We start from the raw sequence: 18,642 nt of genomic DNA, 5'->3' as shown, positions 1-18,642 counted from the left end.
TCACGTTGCTGCCTCTCCTGATCATTCAAATCGCCGTGTTTCCCCATGGCGCAACAGGAAAAAGTCCGTTTCCGTCAGCCCGTGCTTTTCCAGAGCCACGGCCAGATCGGTTATGGGTTGATCCAGAGGTTCATCCGTAATCCCGTTGAAGGTGCCCCAATGGATGCCCAGGGAATGGCGCGCCAAGACGTCCTTGTGCACCTGCACGGCTTCATCCGGATTGACGTGCTGGTTGTGCATGAACCAGCGCGGTTCATAAGCGCCCACGGGAATGGCCGCGAGATCAAAGCCTCCGAAACGTTCGCCGATATCTATAGCATCCTGGGAATATCCCATATCCCCGGCAAAATAGAAGACGAAATCCGGTTGCTCCACCACCCAGCCTCCCCACAAGGTCCGATTTCTGTCCCAGAGGGTGCGTTGCGACCAATGCTGGGCCGGAACGAAATGGACGATGCCGACGGCGGGTGATTCCCCGAGTTCGGCTTGTCCGGACGCATCCTTGCGGATGTACCGGCGGTCCCACCAGTCCAGGTCCGCAACCCGGCCTCTGACGTCCGGCACATTCCGATAGAACCATTCCTTCAATCCCAAGGGGACCATGAACAGAGGCGAACCGCCCTCCTGGGCAGCCAGGGCGCGAACCGAAGCCAGATCAAGGTGGTCGTAGTGATTATGCGAGATGAGCACCAGGTCGATGCGCGGCAACTCCGCCAGGTTGAGCCCCGGCGGCTGCCATCGCTGGGGACCGGCCCACTGCACGGGTGAGGCCCTTTCGGAAAAATGCGGATCAGTGAGGATGTTCAGGCCGCCCATCTGCATCAGCACCGTGGCGTGACCGATCCAGGTGGCGGCGGTTTCGGAACGGTTCCCCTGAACAAACGCCACATCCGCCTCCACTGTGGCCAATTCCAGGGTCGGTTCCATGGGCAACCCGTCCAGGCGGCGCTGAATGGCCCAGCTCCAGAAATCCCAACGACTGGGCCAGCCATGAGGATAGTTGTTCTGGAACCCGGAGGATGTGTGATGGGGCTTTGCGGGGTCGTAGTGGGGATTCTTACCCGAACATCCCACCGTACCGAGTAGCGTCAAAGCCAGCAGCAGGCAGGACAGCCCTCCTGCCGCCCAGATCATACGTAAAATCATATCCGTGGTTGCTCCACACCGATTGTAAATACAGCGCATTGCGCACAACGCTTAATCAATCAAAGGCCGCGGGGCGGGTCGGATCGTCAAGGTGCCGGCGGACCTCCAGCAGGTGCGTCTGGTTGGTCCGGTGCTCCGAAAGCGGGGGCAGGTCGTCAAAGGGGAAGAAGCCGACCTCCGATGTTTCGTCGCTGCTTGCCGCAGCACCTCCGATCAGTTCACAGAGAAATATCACCTTATAGGCATGGAAGAATTCCATGGGCCGACCGGCTCGGTTGGCGTCGTACACCCCGACAACCCGGAACGGTTTGGCTTCGTAACCGCTTTCCTCCTGGATCTCCCGGGCGATCATCACAGACGGGTATTCACCCACGTCGGCCCATCCCCCGGGCATGGCCCAGCGACCGTCAGCCCGCTCGCGCACAAGCAGAATCCTGTCCTCGCGAACCACGGCGCCGCGCACATCCACCTTGACGGTGGCATATCCCGGCTGCACCTGGAAGGTGCGTAAAATTTCATCAGGATTCAAGCAGGTTCGGCTGGCAACCATTTCCGAAGCCAGTTCCAGCAGGCGGTGGTAGCGGACGCGTTCGTAATGGGTCTGGGCAAAGGCCAGCCCGGTCTGACTCAGGGCCTGAATCTCCCGGGACCATTCCAGCCAGGGGGTGGAGGGGTTATGTTCCATGAACTGACGATACAAAAAAAACTCCCCAAGAACAATGTTCCCGGGGAGTTCCAGCGCATGATCAGTTCGAACTACATGCCGCGGAAAGCCAGCATGTTGAAGGACTTGTAACCGCCATCCACATCCTCTGCATAGCGGCATCCCAGGGGCGAATCACTGGGTTTGTAGCGGATGTCCGTCTTGGATCCGCTGAAAACCACGCATTCATTATTTTCACAAACCAACAGATCACCCCAACCGGAATCCGGTGGACCGATAGTCGGCGTCAAAGCTACTCCGCAATGCGGACAACAACGTTGTTCAGCCATTTCTTGCTCTCCTTGCACTCTTCTCGTTGATGAATCCGAGGTCGATCCAGAACCATAGTTCTCCGGACCCCGTTTGAAATTAATGGTCTTTGCTTCGATTTCTCAAAGTACAATAATCTTGGCAGTGCGACAACCGAATTTATCTGTTGCCGCCTTCACAGGTCGGCTCCAGCCAGCACTGGGTGTAATCCGACTGCTGGAACTCGAACTTCTTCCCTTTACCTTCCAGGATCTCGAGAGGCTTTTTCAATTCACTTTCGGTGAAAAGCAACTCATTTTCCAGATCACCTGGTTCCGGCTTGCCTTCATACGGTTTGATGGAGCCTTCAGCCGTCGTCCGGATGGGGAACTTAAAGCGCTTAATGTTTCCATTGCGGAACTTGATGGTCCACATGATGGCGTCGCCGCTGCGCAACGGAATGCTGGTACCTCCCATGGGCGCGAAATCTGCGTAGGGTCGGGCTTCAATGGCGCCCTGGGGGCAAATTTTGACACATGAATAGCACTCCCAGCAGGCATCCGGCTCTTGATTAAACGCTTTCATTTCCTGCGCGTCCAGAATCATCAGATCGTTTGGGCATATATACATGCAGGCGGTCTTTTCGCCGCCCTTGCAGCCATCACATTTATCGGGATTTACAAAAGTGGGCATTGAACTTGCTCCTATCGTGGTTTGGGTTTCATATCGCTCCCCATTCTCTCATAATGCGCTGTGAATGCCCAGATAAGATCGAACCGAAGATTGGCAAGTCGCGCAATCAAGAAACTCCCTCAGGATTTTCCGACAACTTCCCCATTCCCTCGCTTGACGCTCAGTCTCTGAGTCCTACACTTGAAATAGCACACCTGACCTATTTCCATGGAGGAAGATTATCATGCAAAAGTTCATTTCCATCATGTCTGGTTTCGGGCTGATCGTTCTGCTCGCCTTGACTCTTGGTTTCAATGTCAATGCCCAGGACAACCAAGAAAGCCAGCCGGCACAAACAACGACGCAGCAGTCCGAAATGAGCCAGGAGTTCAGCGATGAACAACTGGAAAAAGTCGCCGCGGCGTATGCGGAAATTTTCGAGATTCGTGTGGAGCTTCAAGATTCCTTGGCCGAAGTGACTGATCAGGAGGCTTCCCAGCGTCTGCATGAACAGGCTGGTGCGGCCATGGTGGAAGCTATTCAGGACAATGACCTGACTTTGACTGCCTATAATGAAGTGATGGAAGCAGTGCAGACGGATCTGGAACTTCGTGAGAGGCTCATCGCGAAATTGCAGGAAATTCAATAAGACTTCAGGAGGATGAACCATGATGCCCAAAAAAATCATCTATTCCATGATGGTATTCGGTCTGGCTTTGGTTATGGTTACTGCATGCGGCCCCTCTCCGGAGGAAGAACCGATAGCCGATCCCGGAGAAGGACCGCCCGTGCACGAACTCCGAGACCAACCCGAAACACAACCTGGAGAACCTATCGAGCCCGGCACACCAGGAGAACAACCTGGCCATCAACCCGGCCAGCAGCCTGGTTATCAGCCTGGTCAGCAATCACCTGGGCATGAACCGGGACTGCAGCCGGGAGACCAGCCCGGCGAACGATCAGGCCAGGTTCCCCGGGAACCCCGCCAGACTCCCGGCGAGATTGAGCACCAGAATGGCCCCCAGTCCGGTCTGAAGGATGAACTGCAGTCTGCTACGTTATTGAGCCAGCTGACCGCTCCGCAACCGCAGCGCCAACCTGACCAGCTTCCCGGACAAACCCCAGGTGAAAGTCCCGGTCGGTTGCCCGGAGAACATCCGGGCCAGTCGCCTGGAGAAAGCCCTGGACAGTTGCCTGATGATCAGCCGGGCCGCATGCCGGGTGAGCAGCCCGGCCGGTTGCCCGGAGAGCAGCCTGACGAGTTGACTGGAGATCGACCGGATCGGATGCAGCCGGGACGCATGCCCGGAGAACGGCCGGGAAGGCTGCCTGATCAGCATCAGTCTCCTCTCGCACCTCTTTGATGCTGATCAACCGTGTTTGGATACTTCAACTAATTAGTCCAGTTACATATTTCCGCGGCTCTCGCCAACGTTCAAAAGCCCCTTCCTAAGGGGCTTTTGAACGTTGGCCGCTTGCCCATCAGCCGGCCTTCGGATAGTGCATTTTTCGCAACACCAAGGAGGAATAATGATGCAGGATGCACGTGGTTTGTTTTTTTATCCGACGCCGACAAACAAGAAAGAGCGCATGTACGTCCGGGAACGAGCCGGAAAGGTCGAATTCCGGTTATGGCACATGGAACAGCCCCAGGTGTGGGAAAAGCACGACTGGCTGCCGTACGAGGCGATTGAAAAGGCCGCGGCCATGTACTCGGGCAAGGGAGCCTCGCCTTTGGCTCTTTACGATCTGGACATCGCCCTGGCCTTGATCCGGGAGGAACGCCTGAAAAAAGCTCAGTCCGTGAACACGCCTTCCGCGTAGATCACCTTTCTGGCCCCATCGGCCAAGGTTGCCGTGACCCGCTTCGGCTCCGTATTCACCAGATCCCAGTGCTGGGTGGATTCGTTGAAGCCCAGCTCCAGCCGCCGAAAATGCGTGAAATCCGCGGGCGCACCGGCATAGGCATCCGGATGGCTTGCTCCCAGGGCAATATGGCAGTTGCCGGACTTGCCTCCGATATTCTCATCGTAGAGCGTGGTGGCCATGTATTCCTTTATGGTGGAGTGGTCCCTGCTGGTCAGGGAAAACTCCCCTACCCGCCAGGCGCCATCGTCCAGAGCCATGAACCGGCGCAACCGCTCCGCACCGCCGTGGGCCTGGACCCGGACCACCCGCCCTTGCATAAAAGTCAGACGGACATTTTCCACGGGCACCCCCCCGACATACAGCACCTGATCCGTCCGAAAGATCCCTTCAGTGAGCCGACAGTCCGGTGAGGTATATATCTCGAAACTGGGGATGTTGCGCCCGGTCAAGCCGACCCATTGCCGATCCGCTCCCAGTTGCAGGTTCAGGTCCACATTTTGTGATTGCACCTGCAACCGCTTGATGCCCAGCCCGTTGAGCCAGGCCAGTGTTTCCGCCTGCTTGCGCTGGAACCGCTTCCAGTCCCGCACCGGATCATCGCTGCCGAGCATGCATGCGCGGCGAACCTGCGCGGCATAGTCCGCCAGAGACAGACCCGCTGCGTCAGCCAGGGCCGGGGTGGGATATACGGCCACGGTCCTGCCCATGAGATGGGCAACTTCCCGGAAAAATAACATCTCGCGCAGACGTGCCCTGGCGGCCTCACGCCGGGCCAGCAGTTCAGGAGCGATGGTTTCCAGGTGAGTCAGTGTCTGGGGGGCAAGGATCCGGATCAATCCGTTCACGCCCCCCTTGCGCTCCAGTTCCCCGGGCGCCAGGACATGCAGGCGTCTGTTGTTGGCATTGCTCAAGTAACTGAGCTCCATTGTTGCGGTTGCCCGCTGATGCTGCACCGGCACCAGACCCCGCTCCAGGATTCTGGTGTAGAGCGTTTCGGCCAACGTCCGAGCCAGCAGATCATATTCGATGAGAATCGTCTCACTGGTCTTGAAGGACTGACCCCGAGACAGTTCGGCGGCCCAGATCAGTACGTCCGCATAGCGCTCCAGTTCCTCCGTGCTGAAGAGTTCCTGATCAATGCCGGGCAGTTCTGAGCCGGGAGACTTCGTGTTTTGATGTAGGGCATGCATGGCCCAAGTATAAGCCTTTCAACCTTCACCGCAAGGCCGGGCTCTGCAATGCCCCAGGGCAGATTTGTTCTCGCACTACGGGCGCTCTGAATCGTTATCGAATACGAAATCGTGATCGAAATCGATTTCTGCTAACTTTCCGATTCTGGTAACTTTCCGATTTCGATAGCGATTTCGATTTCGATAACGATGATTGCTGGCCCACCCTGGAGGTTCCTTTTCTGGAGGTTCCCTTTGAACATACTGCAATCTACCACTCTGAAATTATAGAGATTTGCAAAGAACAAAATGGCCCTGAGGCTCTCCATGCGCGGATTGCCCGGAGCCGCATTCAAGGGTAAACACTTTCATGCGCGTGCGGAACTTTTTAGTCGTACGCCTGCACCATGCTCCCTACGTTTCAGGAGGTATCAAATATGAATGAGCAAGCCCTGTGGCGCATACATCCCATAGTTGTCGGTTCAAAGGTCTTTGATCAGGGCATGATGACCTACCAGCACGCCCACGGCAGCCCCTACGCCATCCCGATCTATGTCTGGTATCTGGAACCCCTGGCTCCCGGATCACAGCCCAAGGTTCTGGTGGATACGGGGGAAATGAGCCCGGTCCAGTCCGAGGACCGCGAAAAAGCCATCGGCGGGAGGATCTACACCTTCGAGGACGGGCTGGCCCAGTTCGGCCTGAAACCCGAAGACATCGACATCGTCATCCATACACATCTGCACAACGACCACTGCGAGAACGACTTCAAGTGCGTGAACGCCGTTTTCTACGCCCATGCCAAGGAACTGGAGCGCATTCACGATCCGCACCCTCTGGACTATCGCTACAACGAAGAATTCATCGAAGAGGTGGAGGAGGCCGGAAAAATACAGGTCGTAACCGAAGACCGTGAGATCCTTCCCGGCATCTCCGTAATCCATACGCCGGCCCATACCGAAGGCGGATTGACCGTGCTCATCGACACTTCTGCCGGACGTGCGGCCATCACCGGTTTTTGCGTCATTGACGAGAATCTGCACCCGCCCAAGTCCGTCACGGCCATGGAAATGGAAGTCATCCCCCCGGGCACGAACATCAATCCCTGCCTGGCATACGACCAGATGGTGCGGGTCAAGGGGCTGGCCGACATTCTCCTGCCCCTGCACGAACCCAGATACGCCGGAGTCGCCTCGATTCCGTGAACCTCGCCACCCCCGTCGAACTTTTCATCCAAGGTCTGCGTCATTCCGAGCGACTGCCGGCCCAGTGCCTTGTCCATCACCGGGTTCTTCCCGCGCAACAGCCTGAATACGCGGTCCCAGAACAAGATTGTCCGGAGGAAATGGCGAACTGCCTGACCTCCCTGGGCATTACACGGCAATACGCTCATCAGGCCGACGCCATGGCTCGAATCCGCCAGGGCAGGGACGTGGTCGTGGCCACGCCCACGGCCAGCGGCAAGAGCCTGATCTACAATCAGCCGGTCATGGAGGCGCTGGTCCAAGATCAATTGGCCAGAGCCCTGTATCTTTTCCCGCTCAAGGCCCTGGCCCAGGACCAGCACAACACGCTGCGCGAGATGATCGGCGGCCTGCCCCAGGACAAGCGTCCCACCATGGCGATCTACGACGGGGACACGGATAATCAGGTCCGGGACCGCATCCGCCGCGATCCGCCCAAAATCCTGATCACCAACCCGGACATGCTCCACCTGGGCATCCTGGCCCATCATCATCGCTGGCGCGATTTCTTCCGCAACCTTCGGTTCGTGGTCATCGACGAAGTCCATGTCTACCGTGGAGTAATGGGGTCGCACATGGCCTGGGTTTTCCGACGGCTGGAGCGCATCTGCGCCCATTACGGCGCCAGGCCGGCCTATGTCTGCTGCTCGGCCACCATTCACAATCCTCTGGAGCTGACCCGCGAGCTGACCGGGCGGGATGCGGATCTGATCTCCGAAAGCACCGCCCCCCGGGGCCGCAAGCATTTTGTCTTTCTGGACGCCGCCGAGGGCCCTTCCCTGACCGCCCTGGTGCTTCTGGAACAGGCCCTGATCCAGGGCCTGCGTACGATCATCTATACCGGATCGCGCAAGCTGACCGAACTCCTGGGCATCTGGTCCGGCCAGCGCCTGAAGGAGTTCAAGGACAGGATCAGCGTCTACCGGGCCGGTTTCCTGCCCCGGGAGCGTCGCCGGATCGAGGCGGACCTGGCTTCGGGCCGGACCCTGGCGGTCATCAGCACCAGCGCCCTGGAACTGGGGATCGACATAGGGAATCTGGATTTGTGCATTCTTGTGGGTTATCCGGGTTCGATCATGGCCACATGGCAACGGGCGGGCCGGGTGGGCCGGGGCGGCCGGGAATCCGCCGTGGCCCTGCTGGGTTACGAGAATCCCCTGGACAAGTATTTCATGCGCCATCCGAACGTCTTCTTTTCCAGCCCGCCCGAGGCCGCGGTGCTCAATCCCATGAACCCGGCCATCATGGACCAGCACCTGGTCTGCGCCGCGGCCGACCTCCCCCTGGACCTGGAAGAGCCGTTCATTCTGGGAAGCCATGTCCAGGATCGCATCACCGCGCTTCTGCAACGCGGCAGGCTGTTGCGCACCACGGACGGACGCAAATACATCTGTCCTGAAGAGGCTCCGCACCGGGACGTCAGCCTGCGCGGCAGCGGCAGGAGCCTGCTCATATTCCACGGCGAAACCGGCGAACAGATCGGCATCATGGACTGGTACCGGGCCTTCACCGACACCCACCCCGGCGCCGTCTACCTGCACCAGGGCCGAACCTATCTGGTGGAGCGCCTGGACCTGGAAACGGCATCGGTTTTCGTGCTCCCGGCCGAGATCAATTATTTCACCCGCATCCGCCGCGAGAAAAGCACCCGCATCCTGGAAACATACTCCGGCAAGTCGATCTGGAACACGACCATCCATTTCGGCCGCCTGGAAATCACCCAGCGCTATCCGGCCTACGAACGCCGGGCTCTGCGGGGCCACAACCTGCTCAAGGTCGTGGAGCTGGACCTGCCGGAACAAATCTTCGAAACCGAAGGCATCTGGCTGATTATCCCGGACAGCGTGCGCCAAAGCCTGGAAAGCCGCCAGATGCACTTCATGGGCGGCATCCACGCCCTGGAGCACGCCTGCATCGGCATTCTGCCCCTGCTCGTCCTCACGGACCGCAACGACCTGGGTGGCATATCCACGCCCCTGCACGAGGATCTGCAATCCGCGGCGGTCTTCGTCTACGACGGCATCCCCGGCGGCATCGGTCTGACCCGCCAGGCTTACGCCCAGGCCGAAACCATGCTCCTGCGTACCCTGGAGGCCGTGACCGGATGCGCCTGCGAAAATGGGTGCCCGGCCTGCGTCCACTCGCCCAAATGCGGCTCCGGAAACCGGCCCATCGACAAGCAGGCCGCCCTGGCCGTGCTGGATGCTCTTCGTGATCGCGTTCCTCGAACGAATCTTTCGATCCCGCTGCAACCCTCGGCAGGAGTACAGCATCAGGGCATCCACAGAGACCTCTTCGGCTGCCGAAATACTGGTTCCACGGAAATGCGAATGGGAGAGGCAAAGCAGGAGCAGGAAAAGCGAGGGGAAGAGGGACAGACAACATCGACATGCAGAGAAAACCAGGCCGAATTTCCTGTCGAGTCTGCTCAAACCACACCGGAACCAACAGCAAGCACAGTGTGTCCCACCCCACCTTTGGATTTCACCCCTCGAGATACCACCCGCATATCGAAGCGCAAAACCCTGCACTTCGCCGTCCTGGACATCGAGACCTGCTGTTCGGCCCAGGAGGTCGGCGGCTGGGGCAATGCCGCCCAGATGGGCGTGAGCTGCGCCGTGCTGTATGATTCGCGCGAGGACGTCTTCATCGACTACCTGCAACAGGACATCCCGAAGCTGGTGGAAAAGCTGCGGCAAGTCGACCTGGTAGTCGGCTTCAACATCCTCAACTTCGACTACCGGGTTCTGCGCGGCTGCCTGGATTTCAACTTCCAGGACCTGCCCACCCTGGACATGCTCAAGACGGTCCACGACCGCCTGGGCTACAGATTGTCCCTGGACCACCTGGCTCGCCACACGCTGCAATCCCAAAAATCCGCCAATGGCCTGGATGCCCTGAAATGGTGGAAGCAGGGCCAGATCGACAAGATTATCGCCTATTGCCGAGACGACGTGGCCATCACCCGGGACCTCTACCTGTACGGATGCGACAAGGGCTACATCCTTTTCCAGAACAAGGCCCGCAGTCTCGTCCGGTTGCCGGTGTTTTGGTAACAATCAGGAATAAGCCAGGGTTGATCAACCTTGGCGGGCTTGAAAATCAAATACCGCTGTGAGGAACACATGAAATTTCCGATGCGAATTTTTGGAGAAATTCACGGCTTTGACAGGGATAAGCAGAAGGTTCTGCAACGCGAACTGAGTCCGGAGGCTTATGTCTGGCACGGAGACGACCATCTGGAAGTGGAGTACGAAGGCAAATACCACGACGTGGAGCCTGATTTGGACCTGATCGCCTCGGCTCTGGCCGAGCATGGGCAGGGCCATGTGGACTGCATTGATCACGAAAGCTGGGTCGTCTCCCGCTATCAGATTCGGCCCGGATCATGGACCTGCAAGCATGTCGATCCGGATGGCGTTCTGGAAAAGTACAACCATGAATAATGTCACTTGAGAAAAACATGAACCTGACACCAATTTCCGATGATCCCCGAACCGTCGCCGTGGTCGGGGCCGGTCTGGCCGGATGCGAATGCGCTTGGCAACTGGCCCGCGGCGGCATCTCGGTCCGTCTCTATGAAATGAAACCCGACCGGTTCTCCCCGGCCCATTCCAGCCCGAACCTGGCCGAACTGGTCTGTTCCAACTCCCTGCGCTCTGATGAGCCGGAAGCCGCCGTGGGGCTGCTCAAGCAGGAGATGACAGAGCTGGACAGCCTGGTCATGGCCGCGGCCCGGGCAACCCGCGTTCCCGCGGGCAAGGCCCTGGCCGTGGACCGGGAGCTGTTCGCGGAGTGGATCACAAAGCGCATCCACGATGAACCGCGGATCACCCTGGTCCGCGAGGAAGTCCGATCCCTGGATGATCCGCGCCTTGCCGGCGCGGACCTAGTGGTCATCGCCGCCGGGCCCCTGGCCGGAGAGGAGCTGGCCGAGGATCTGCGTACCGCCGTGGGAGGGGATCACCTCTATTTCTACGATGCCATCGCGCCCATTGTGGCGGCGGAATCCGTGGACATGTCCATCGCCTTCTGGGGGTCACGCTACAATCCGGACGAACACGACTATCTGAACTGCCCCCTGGACGAGGAGACCTACCGCCGCTTCCATGCCGAACTGCTGGGCGCACGCAAGGTCGCGGCCCGGGAGTTCGAGAAGACCATCCATTTCGAGGCCTGCCTGCCCATCGAAACCCTGGCCGAGCGTGGGGAAATGACCATGGCCTTCGGCCCGCTCAAGCCAGTGGGGTTGGTTGATCCGCAAACCGGAGCCCAGCCTTTTGCCGTGGTGCAGCTCCGGGCCGAGAACCTGGACAAGACCGCCTTCAACCTGGTCGGCTTCCAGACCAAGCTGGCCTACCCGGAACAGGAACGGATCTTCCGGCTCATTCCCGGTCTGGCCCAGGCTGAGTTTCTGCGCCTGGGCAGCATGCACCGCAATACCTACGTCAACGCGCCGCAAGCCCTGACGCCCGACCTGGAGTTGCGCGCCAGACCAGGAGTGTTCCTGGCCGGCCAGATCACCGGCGTGGAAGGATATGTGGAATCCGCGGCCTGCGGTCTCTGGCTGGGCCACGCCCTGACCGCCCGCCTGCAGGGACGAAACATTCCCCAGCCGCCCCCGGAAACCGCTCTGGGCGCCCTGCTCCGGCACCTGCAAACCCAAACCAAGAACTTCCAGCCCTCCAACGTCAACTTCGGCCTGATGCCGGAACTCAAAGCTCGCGGCAAAAAAGCGCAACGCAAGGCCATGCAGGCCCAGCGGGCAAGGGAGACCTGGCTGAAGTGGATGGAGTCGAACTGCGAAAGCTAAAAGCTCAGGATGAGAGATGCTCGTCTTTGAGGGAGTTTGTATCAGCGACTTCTGCCAAGCCCCTTATTTTAAGGAGGGGTCAGGCGGTAACTTGAGCGGCAAGACCACATGCATGGCTGTCCTCTTGCCGAGAACGCTTTCCGCGCAGAGGTTGCCGTTCATCAGTTCCAACAGTCGCCTGACGATGGCCAAGCCGAGGCCCGCGCCCTGAAAGCTGCGCGTGTAGGAGACGTCGACCTGGGTGAACGGCTTGAAAAGATCACCCAGTTTGTCATCGGGGATGCCGATGCCCGTATCCATGACCGTGATCAGTATCCGCGGCTTTATGCCATTATTGAGGGAGAGAGGCGTCAGGTGGACCTGTACGCTTCCCTTGTGTGTAAATTTCACGGCATTGCCCACAAGATTGAAAAGGATCTGCCGAATTCGCATTTCGTCGCCGACAATTCTCCGCGGCAGGGATGGGTCAAGGGACCACTCCAGCGCAATGCCTTTCTCCATGGCCGTAACAGTGAACAGCTCGGATACGGACGTCATCAGCTCTTCGACGCTGAATTCCACTTCCCGAACTTCCATTTTCCCGGCCTCGATTCTGGAGATGTCCAGCAGATCCGTCAGGAGACGGGCCAGCCTGTCCGAGGACTTGATGGCCAGGGTCACGTACTGCGCCTGTTCTTCATCCAGGGTCGTGGTCTGCATGAGCTGCATCATACCGACAACGCCGTTCAATGGCGTTCGCAGTTCATGGGACATGTTGGCCAGGAATTCACTTTTGGCCTTGTTGGCCGTTTCGGCTTGTTCCTTGGCCCGGAACAGGGCTGCTTCCGCCTGCTTGCGCTCGGTAATATCTCGAATGATCATGCTGGCATTGTACGTGCCGTGGCTGTCCTGAAACAGCGCCAGACTCACTTCAGCCGAAAAAGGAGAGCCGTCCTTGCGCAGGAGCGTCAATTCCCCCCGAACCTTTCCCTGCTTGTGCAGCTGATCCAGCAATCGGGCAAGCATCGGATCCGAAGCGTCCACCAATCCTTGTCTGCCGACCATGACAATTTCCGTTTCGCTGCACTCGAACATGGAGCATGCCGAGGGGTTAGCGGAGAAAACCTTTCCATCGGTGCCGGACAGGAGAATGGCATCCAGGCTGTTTTCAAAAAAAGACCTGTACTTCTGCTCGCTTTCCTGGAGTTGTTCGGTTCGTATCCGGACCTGGCGGCGCAGGGACCAGGACCACAAAAAGAATCCGAGCAGCAGGAGAAGCAAGGGCACGAGGACCACGAGTAAATTTCGCAGTGACTCAACATACGATGGCTCCTCGTAGATGCCCAGCCACTTTTCATGTATCCGGCGGTATTCCCCGCTCTCCCGCAGAACCTGCAACCCCTCGCTGAACTGGGCCAGGAGAGCCGAGTGGCCCTTGGGAACGGCAAAGGCATAATCCAGCGACAAGAAGGAATGCCCCCCCAAGTGCAGATTGGTCAGGCCGTGCTCCTTGATCCAGTGTAAGGAGGCGATCCTGAGCGCGATGGCGCAGTCGTGCTTTCCTTCGACCAGCTCCCGCAGCATGTCCTCCTGGGTTTCAACCAGCGCAAGCTGGGATTTGAAACCCTGCTCCACGAGTATGTCGTGAATGATGTCGCCTTCCTGGACCACGATGCGTTTGTCCGCCAGATCCGCGAACGTAACCGGCGGGTCCTCTTCGCCGCGGCGAACCACGCCGACGTAATGATTAACCATGAAAGGCAAACTGAAATCGAATCTCCGCTCACGTCCAACCGAATAGTACATGCTCAGGACATCGATCTCACCTCGTCCGAGGCTTTGAACCATATCCACCCATGGCCCCAGACGGATGTCAATGTCAAATCCCATCTCATGAGCTATGGCCCTTGCAAGGTCGATGTTGAAGCCCGTGGGGCGGCCGTTGTCGTCCAGGTACTCGAAAGGCGGAAAGTTGTGATCCCCCCCCATTACAATGCGCCGGTCTTGAGGCAGTTCCAGAGCGGCAAACCACCTTGCATGCAACCGCCGGTGGGTCCCGTCCGCAATGACCAGGGCCAGGCCCTCGTTCAACAGGGCCAGCATGGCGCTGTCCCCTTTTTTTACTGCAAAACAGAAATCCTGGCGAAACCCCTGGATGGGATTGTCGAGGATCCGCAGATTCTCGAGACCTGCTTCCCGGATCAGGCGCAGAGCGACAAGTCTCTGGACAACCACGGCATCGTGACGTCCCTGGGCCAATTCCTGGAGAGCCTGTTCAAAGGTGTCCGTTGTATGGATCATGATGCCGCGATCTTCCCGCCGCAGGAACTCCTCGGCATTGTCGCCCCGCATCACGGCGACATCTCTGCCCTTGAGATCATGCAGATTCCGCACCCCCCGGGTTTCGGCCCGGACCACGATGGCCCCGTGCAGGGACATGTACGGAACCGTAAAGTCGAAAATTTTCTCACGCTCCGGCGTCCGGCCCACCAGGGGCAGAACCTGTACTTCGCCCTGTTCCAGCCATCCCATGACCTCGCCCCACGGACCCGTTTGGAAGACGACCTCGCGGCCCATGGCAGCCAGAGCAGAACGCAGCAGTTCAACGGAAAATCCACCGGCACGACCGGTTTCATCAACTATAGAAAAAGGCGGGTAATTGATCTCGGTAGCGGATCGAACGGGCGGCAAATTGTTCGCAAAAGCGGCCGTCGGTCCATAGAGAATGAGTGCAGCAAGAAGAATCGCAAGAAATGTCACGCACCGGCGAAACAAAGGACAGGTTTCGGAAAAATCGAAAATGTTGAATATGTTCGTATATGTTGGCATTGAAATACTGGAAGAGGTTCGGCTTTGACTTGATTTAAGGCAAATATGTCCCATTGAGACGGAAGTTGTTCAACAACCATTGTGCCTGAAAGCTGAAACACCATGCAGTGTCATTGAATATGCATGACTATGCGCAGCTGCTGGATATGGTGTAAGCATCGCGAGACCGCAAAATCAAGAGATGAACACGAATTTACTGTTGTGGGAGAAAGGTCGCTACCTCCAAACCACATATGTTTCATGACACCGAGCTTTGATGATGTCCTGCTCCAAAAGGAGCTTAATGGTTTCCGCCAGAGGCAGGCCGACGACGTTGGTATACGATCCTTCTATACGTTCAACAAGGAAGCCGGCCCGATCCTGGATGCCATAAGCGCCGGCCTTGTCCAGCGGTTCTCCGGTGGCGGCATAAGCCGTCAGAACATCCTTGCCGAAATCGCGCATCCAGACTCTGGTGCGAACAGCAAAACCTTGCTCGTAGCCCTTGGCATGCATCCGCAAACAGCATCCCGTAATCACCGCATGTTCGCGCCCCGCAAGGCGCTGCAGCATCTCCAGGGCAACGGCGGCATTCTCCGGCTTTCCCAGCACGTCCCCATCCACGACCACGATGGTGTCCGCCGCCAGAACCATTGCCTCCGGATACGCCACCGCCACTTCCCGGGCTTTGCGCCGTGCCGCATCCAGGGCATGCTCCTCCGGACAACTCCCCGTCACGAACTCCGGCTCCGGATCCACAGCAGGATGCACCGCAAACAATATCCCCAATCCCTCAAGCAATTCCCGACGCCTCGGAGAACCGGACCCCAGGACCAATGGTGAAGTCGTCTGAAACATCAATATCCTTTCAAAACATCAACCATTTTTTAACTTATCCTTGCACATCTTCTTGCGGGGCAAGCAGGGCCTGTTTCAGTGTCTCATCCAATGTCGGGTGGGCGAAGATCAGTTGCTCGACCTGGCTCCTTGTCCAGCCCTGATCGACCATGATCGTGGCCGAGGCGACCAGGTGCAGCACTCCGTGACCCACGGCGCTGATTCCGATCACCTTCCGGCCGCTCCACAGAATTTTGACCAACCCATGGGGCGCTGCCGCGGCCTGGGCCACGGGATTGGCGGCCAGCATGGCTCGGGATACCGAGCACTGCAAACCGTTTCGCATTGCCTCGGCCGGTGTCGGACCGACCCGAAACACTTCCGGATCGCCGTACATGCAAAAGGGGATCGCCCCCGGCGCATACGGCCCATCAACCTTGCCGGCGGCATGGCGTGCCGCGAAACGTCCCTGGTCCTCGGCGGCGTGGGCCAGCAGAACGCGGCCGTTGCAGTCGCCCACGGCATAGATCCGCTCGGCAAGCTTCAGATCGATGTCCGTCCGCATCGTTGTCATCTCGTCGGCATTCGCCGGCCCCGCCTTCTCCAGCCCCGGAAAACGTCCATTCGGCTTTCTACCCACAGCGACGAGCGCCATGCGCGCATCCAGGGACTGGTCTCCACTCAGCTGAATCCGGACATGATCTTCCCCGCGCTCCAGACCAGTGACGGCCGTACCGGCCCGGACATCCATTCCCTGCCGCTTGAGTATCGAGGCCAGTTGCGTACAGATCTCCGGATCTTCCGAGGGCGCGATGCGATCCGCGGCCTCCACCAGGGTTATTTTGGAGCCCATGCGCTGAAAGAACTGGGCCATCTCGAGGCCGATGGCCCCGGCTCCAATCACGGCCAGGGACTCCGGGATGATCTGCAGGTCCAGGACATGATACGACGTGAGCACGTTTTTCCCGTCCGGCTTCAACAACGCCGGCCAGCTGGGGACGGATCCCAGGGCCAGGATCAGGCGGTGAAAGCGGATTCGGGTCTCCGTATGGTCGGCGGTTCGGATCAGGACGTGATCCGGATCGTGCAGTTCGGCCCGCCCAATGATCAGCCGGACACCAGCGGCCTCCAGGGACTTGGTCATGGCCTGCCTGGTGGCGTTCAACAGCGACGTCTTGCGCTTCTGCAACGCGGCCATGTCCACGGTAAATTCGCCGGTACCCAGCCGCATCCGGGACTGGGCCCGGATTTCGGCAATGGCCTGGGTGGCCCCAAGAAAAAGCTTCGTGGGGATGCACCCCCAGTTCAAGCAGGTTCCCCCCAGCAGGTTCTTCTCCACAAGCACCACGTCCTGCCCAAGTGCCGCGGCCTCCAATGCCGCGGCATACCCGCCCGGCCCGGCGCCGACCACAAGAATATCGCAAGATCCAGCCATACTGACTCCGTGAAATTATAATCCTACGGCTGCGACGCTCTTTCGGCTTCGCGCGCCGGAACAGGTTTCGTTCAAACCTTGAAGAACTCCCGATACCAGTCCACAAAGCGCTGTATGCCCACCCGGACCGGTGTGTCGGGCCTGTAGTCCAGATCCTCGACCAGATCCGTGGTGTCCGCCCAGGTGGCCGGCACGTCGCCGGGCTGCAGCGGCAGGAGATTCATCCTGGCCTTTTTGCCCAGGGATTCCTCCAGGGCTTGGATGAACTCCATCAGCTCCACCTGTTCGGAATTGCCGATATTGTAGACTTTCCAGGGCGCCGGGGAGGACGAGGGATCAGGACTCTTGCCGTTCCAGTCCGGATTGCCCTGGGGCGGATGGTGGATCACCCGCAGCACGCCTTCGACAATGTCGTCCACGTAGGTGAAGTCGCGCTGCATTTTGCCGTGATTGAAGACGTCGATGGGCCGATCTTCAAGGATGGCCTTGGTGAACAGAAACAGCGCCATGTCCGGCCGGCCCCATGGCCCGTACACGGTGAAGAAGCGCAGTCCCGTGCAGGGCAGGCCATAGAGATAGCTGTAGGTGTGGGCCATGAGCTCGTTGGACTTCTTGCTGGCCGCGTACAGGCTGATGGGATGGTCCACGTTGTGGCGAACGGAAAAGGGCATGGTCTGATTCAGACCGTACACGGAAGAGCTGGATGCGTAGGCAAAATGGGCCACGGGATGATGGCGGCAGGCTTCGAGCAGATTCAGGAAGGCCAAGAAATTGCTTTGCATGTAGGCATGGGGGTTGGTCAGACTGTAGCGCACCCCGGCCTGGGCCGCGTAATGCATCACCCGGTCGAACTTCTCCCGTGCGAACAAATCCATCACTTCCGCGGCATTCTCCAGTTCAATACGCACAAAACGATATCCGGGATGTTTGGAACTCTGCACCGGCCGGCTCCCGGAAATTCGAGCCGGATCGATTCCTGAATACTCCAGCCTTCCGTATTTGACCCGAACATCATAGTAGTCATTGATGTTGTCCAGCCCCACCACCTCATGCCCCTGCTCCAGAAGACGCAGAACAGTATGGAAACCGATGAATCCGGCAGCTCCGGTGATCAATATTTTCATGACCTGGCTCCGTATGAATTGAATGCTTCAACAGCAATACCCTCACCCAAAAAACCAGTCAGTTCCTACCCCCTCTTCGCCCCCCTGTCACCCAACCCGCCCTATCTCCCACTCATGCCCTTCCGCCCACTGACATCCGCCCCGCGCTCTGACCTCTGCCTTCCGCTTTGATCCTGCCACTTGCATAGGTTGAAATTGCTGGATTCCTCAGGCTGTTCAAAAAAACTGATGGCGAGGCGCAAAAAAAAGTTCAAATCCGAAGCGTAATTAGTCTGCCCTGAAAATAGATCAACTATTTAAAATTGTTTGACATTTTTTCTATTTCGTAGTACATTTTCAACCAGTTACTGCAGTATTTCTGTAATAAGCCGGTCGAAAAATCACTGATTTTGGAGTGACTATGAAGGCGAAAAAGAAAAATTGTAATCAAGGCAACTTCCTCTATCCGGATTTGTTGAAACAACTCAATCCCCATCATTCTCTGCTTCAACTGGCTAAACAGATCCCTTGGCAGCACTTCGATGATGAGTTTACGGTTTACTACAGCGAGAAAGGGCGCCCAGCAAAACCAATCCGGCTCATGGTCGGGTTGAT

17 protein-coding genes are annotated in these 18,642 nt (G+C 58.2%); 8 read left to right on the top strand and 9 right to left on the bottom strand.

What is annotated here, in order from left to right:
• Positions 1–21: 21 nt before the first annotated feature.
• The 4 genes from BLP93_RS14295 to aprB all read right to left on the bottom strand — a co-directional run bounded on the left by BLP93_RS14295 (position 22) and on the right by aprB (position 2,791).
• A complete protein-coding gene (locus BLP93_RS14295) occupies positions 22–1,146 on the bottom strand; it encodes an MBL fold metallo-hydrolase (RefSeq protein WP_092123194.1) in 1,125 nt (374 codons plus the stop codon).
• A gap of 55 nt (positions 1,147–1,201) precedes the next feature.
• Positions 1,202–1,846, bottom strand: a complete 645-nt coding sequence (locus tag BLP93_RS14290; RefSeq protein ID WP_244148770.1) for an NUDIX hydrolase — start codon at positions 1,844–1,846, stop codon at positions 1,202–1,204.
• Positions 1,847–1,902: 56 nt separating this feature from the next.
• A complete protein-coding gene (locus BLP93_RS14285) occupies positions 1,903–2,139 on the bottom strand; it encodes a hypothetical protein (protein WP_092123192.1) in 237 nt (78 codons plus the stop codon).
• A gap of 139 nt (positions 2,140–2,278) precedes the next feature.
• Complete coding sequence (gene aprB, locus BLP93_RS14280; protein ID WP_092123190.1) at positions 2,279–2,791, bottom strand: adenylyl-sulfate reductase subunit beta; 513 nt, start codon at positions 2,789–2,791, stop codon at positions 2,279–2,281.
• Positions 2,792–3,014: 223 nt separating this feature from the next.
• Here aprB and BLP93_RS14275 point away from each other — a divergent pair, with 223 nt between their 5' ends.
• The 3 genes from BLP93_RS14275 to BLP93_RS14265 all read left to right on the top strand — a co-directional run bounded on the left by BLP93_RS14275 (position 3,015) and on the right by BLP93_RS14265 (position 4,594).
• Entirely contained in the window at positions 3,015–3,419 is a 405-nt protein-coding gene (locus tag BLP93_RS14275) for a DUF4168 domain-containing protein (protein ID WP_092123187.1), read from the top strand.
• A 19-nt stretch (positions 3,420–3,438) separates the two neighbouring features.
• The gene (locus BLP93_RS16760) at positions 3,439–4,134 is read left to right on the top strand and encodes a hypothetical protein (protein WP_139163019.1); all 696 of its coding nucleotides are present in this window, start codon (positions 3,439–3,441) and stop codon (positions 4,132–4,134) included.
• A 166-nt stretch (positions 4,135–4,300) separates the two neighbouring features.
• On the top strand, positions 4,301–4,594 hold the full coding sequence (locus BLP93_RS14265; RefSeq protein WP_341844804.1) for a hypothetical protein: 294 nt from the start codon (positions 4,301–4,303) through the stop codon (positions 4,592–4,594).
• Here the strand turns inward: BLP93_RS14265 and BLP93_RS14260 are convergent.
• Positions 4,567–5,829 (bottom strand): aminopeptidase, encoded by a 1,263-nt coding sequence (locus BLP93_RS14260; RefSeq protein WP_092123183.1) that lies wholly within the window; start codon positions 5,827–5,829, stop codon positions 4,567–4,569. The two genes, BLP93_RS14265 and BLP93_RS14260, sit on opposite strands and share 28 nt — an antisense overlap.
• A gap of 416 nt (positions 5,830–6,245) precedes the next feature.
• Between BLP93_RS14260 and BLP93_RS14255 the strand changes: the two genes are divergently transcribed.
• The 4 genes from BLP93_RS14255 to trmFO all read left to right on the top strand — a co-directional run bounded on the left by BLP93_RS14255 (position 6,246) and on the right by trmFO (position 11,865).
• A complete protein-coding gene (locus BLP93_RS14255; protein ID WP_092123180.1) occupies positions 6,246–7,013 on the top strand; it encodes an N-acyl homoserine lactonase family protein in 768 nt (255 codons plus the stop codon).
• Complete coding sequence (locus BLP93_RS14250) at positions 7,010–10,108, top strand: DEAD/DEAH box helicase (RefSeq protein ID WP_092123178.1); 3,099 nt, start codon at positions 7,010–7,012, stop codon at positions 10,106–10,108. The genes BLP93_RS14255 and BLP93_RS14250 overlap by 4 nt, the downstream gene beginning before the upstream one ends.
• Positions 10,109–10,177: 69 nt before the next feature.
• Positions 10,178–10,498 carry a hypothetical protein gene (locus tag BLP93_RS14245; protein ID WP_139163018.1) on the top strand — a complete coding sequence of 107 codons (321 nt, stop codon included), beginning with the start codon at positions 10,178–10,180 and terminating at the stop codon, positions 10,496–10,498.
• Between the two features lie 17 nt (positions 10,499–10,515).
• Positions 10,516–11,865, top strand: coding sequence for a methylenetetrahydrofolate--tRNA-(uracil(54)-C(5))-methyltransferase (FADH(2)-oxidizing) TrmFO (gene trmFO / locus BLP93_RS14240; RefSeq protein WP_092123309.1), 1,350 nt, complete (start codon positions 10,516–10,518; stop codon positions 11,863–11,865).
• A 63-nt stretch (positions 11,866–11,928) separates the two neighbouring features.
• Here the strand turns inward: trmFO and BLP93_RS14235 are convergent, their stop codons facing one another.
• From BLP93_RS14235 to BLP93_RS14220, 4 genes are all read right to left on the bottom strand, one after another.
• Positions 11,929–14,673 carry a transporter substrate-binding domain-containing protein gene (locus BLP93_RS14235; RefSeq protein ID WP_161946350.1) on the bottom strand — a complete coding sequence of 915 codons (2,745 nt, stop codon included), beginning with the start codon at positions 14,671–14,673 and terminating at the stop codon, positions 11,929–11,931.
• Positions 14,674–14,889: 216 nt separating this feature from the next.
• The gene (locus BLP93_RS14230) at positions 14,890–15,510 is read right to left on the bottom strand and encodes a Maf family protein (RefSeq protein WP_092123172.1); all 621 of its coding nucleotides are present in this window, start codon (positions 15,508–15,510) and stop codon (positions 14,890–14,892) included.
• Positions 15,511–15,544: 34 nt separating this feature from the next.
• Positions 15,545–16,924 (bottom strand): dihydrolipoyl dehydrogenase family protein, encoded by a 1,380-nt coding sequence (locus BLP93_RS14225; protein ID WP_092123170.1) that lies wholly within the window; start codon positions 16,922–16,924, stop codon positions 15,545–15,547.
• A gap of 71 nt (positions 16,925–16,995) precedes the next feature.
• Positions 16,996–18,048, bottom strand: a complete 1,053-nt coding sequence (locus BLP93_RS14220; protein WP_092123168.1) for an NAD-dependent epimerase — start codon at positions 18,046–18,048, stop codon at positions 16,996–16,998.
• A gap of 400 nt (positions 18,049–18,448) precedes the next feature.
• On the opposite strand from BLP93_RS14220, the gene BLP93_RS16755 reads away from it, so the two are divergent.
• Positions 18,449–18,642: transposase (locus BLP93_RS16755; RefSeq protein ID WP_482156188.1), on the top strand; the 194-nt coding region annotated here is incomplete at its 3' end.

The organism is Desulfonatronum thiosulfatophilum (assembly GCF_900104215.1).
In the GTDB taxonomy this organism is placed as follows: domain Bacteria; phylum Desulfobacterota; class Desulfovibrionia; order Desulfovibrionales; family Desulfonatronaceae; genus Desulfonatronum; species Desulfonatronum thiosulfatophilum.
Note: the sequence above shows the minus strand (reverse complement) of the source record. Positions and strands in the feature narration are given on the sequence as shown.

Excerpts from the sequence above, each read along its gene's own strand:
- aprB (WP_092123190.1), bottom strand. The coding sequence starts at position 2,791 with ATGCCCACTTTTGTAAATCCCGATAAATGTGATGGCTGCAAGGGCGGC.
- BLP93_RS14220 (WP_092123168.1), bottom strand. The coding sequence starts at position 18,048 with ATGAAAATATTGATCACCGGAGCTGCCGGATTCATCGGTTTCCATACT.
- BLP93_RS14265 (WP_341844804.1), top strand. The coding sequence starts at position 4,301 with ATGATGCAGGATGCACGTGGTTTGTTTTTTTATCCGACGCCGACAAAC.
- BLP93_RS14295 (WP_092123194.1), bottom strand. The coding sequence starts at position 1,146 with ATGATTTTACGTATGATCTGGGCGGCAGGAGGGCTGTCCTGCCTGCTG.
- trmFO (WP_092123309.1), top strand. The coding sequence starts at position 10,516 with ATGAACCTGACACCAATTTCCGATGATCCCCGAACCGTCGCCGTGGTC.
- BLP93_RS14260 (WP_092123183.1), bottom strand. The coding sequence starts at position 5,829 with ATGCATGCCCTACATCAAAACACGAAGTCTCCCGGCTCAGAACTGCCC.
- BLP93_RS14225 (WP_092123170.1), bottom strand. The coding sequence starts at position 16,924 with ATGGCTGGATCTTGCGATATTCTTGTGGTCGGCGCCGGGCCGGGCGGG.
- BLP93_RS14245 (WP_139163018.1), top strand. The coding sequence starts at position 10,178 with ATGAAATTTCCGATGCGAATTTTTGGAGAAATTCACGGCTTTGACAGG.
- BLP93_RS16760 (WP_139163019.1), top strand. The coding sequence starts at position 3,439 with ATGATGCCCAAAAAAATCATCTATTCCATGATGGTATTCGGTCTGGCT.
- BLP93_RS14255 (WP_092123180.1), top strand. The coding sequence starts at position 6,246 with ATGAATGAGCAAGCCCTGTGGCGCATACATCCCATAGTTGTCGGTTCA.
- BLP93_RS14275 (WP_092123187.1), top strand. The coding sequence starts at position 3,015 with ATGCAAAAGTTCATTTCCATCATGTCTGGTTTCGGGCTGATCGTTCTG.
- BLP93_RS14285 (WP_092123192.1), bottom strand. The coding sequence starts at position 2,139 with ATGGCTGAACAACGTTGTTGTCCGCATTGCGGAGTAGCTTTGACGCCG.
- BLP93_RS14235 (WP_161946350.1), bottom strand. The coding sequence starts at position 14,673 with ATGCCAACATATACGAACATATTCAACATTTTCGATTTTTCCGAAACC.
- BLP93_RS14230 (WP_092123172.1), bottom strand. The coding sequence starts at position 15,510 with ATGTTTCAGACGACTTCACCATTGGTCCTGGGGTCCGGTTCTCCGAGG.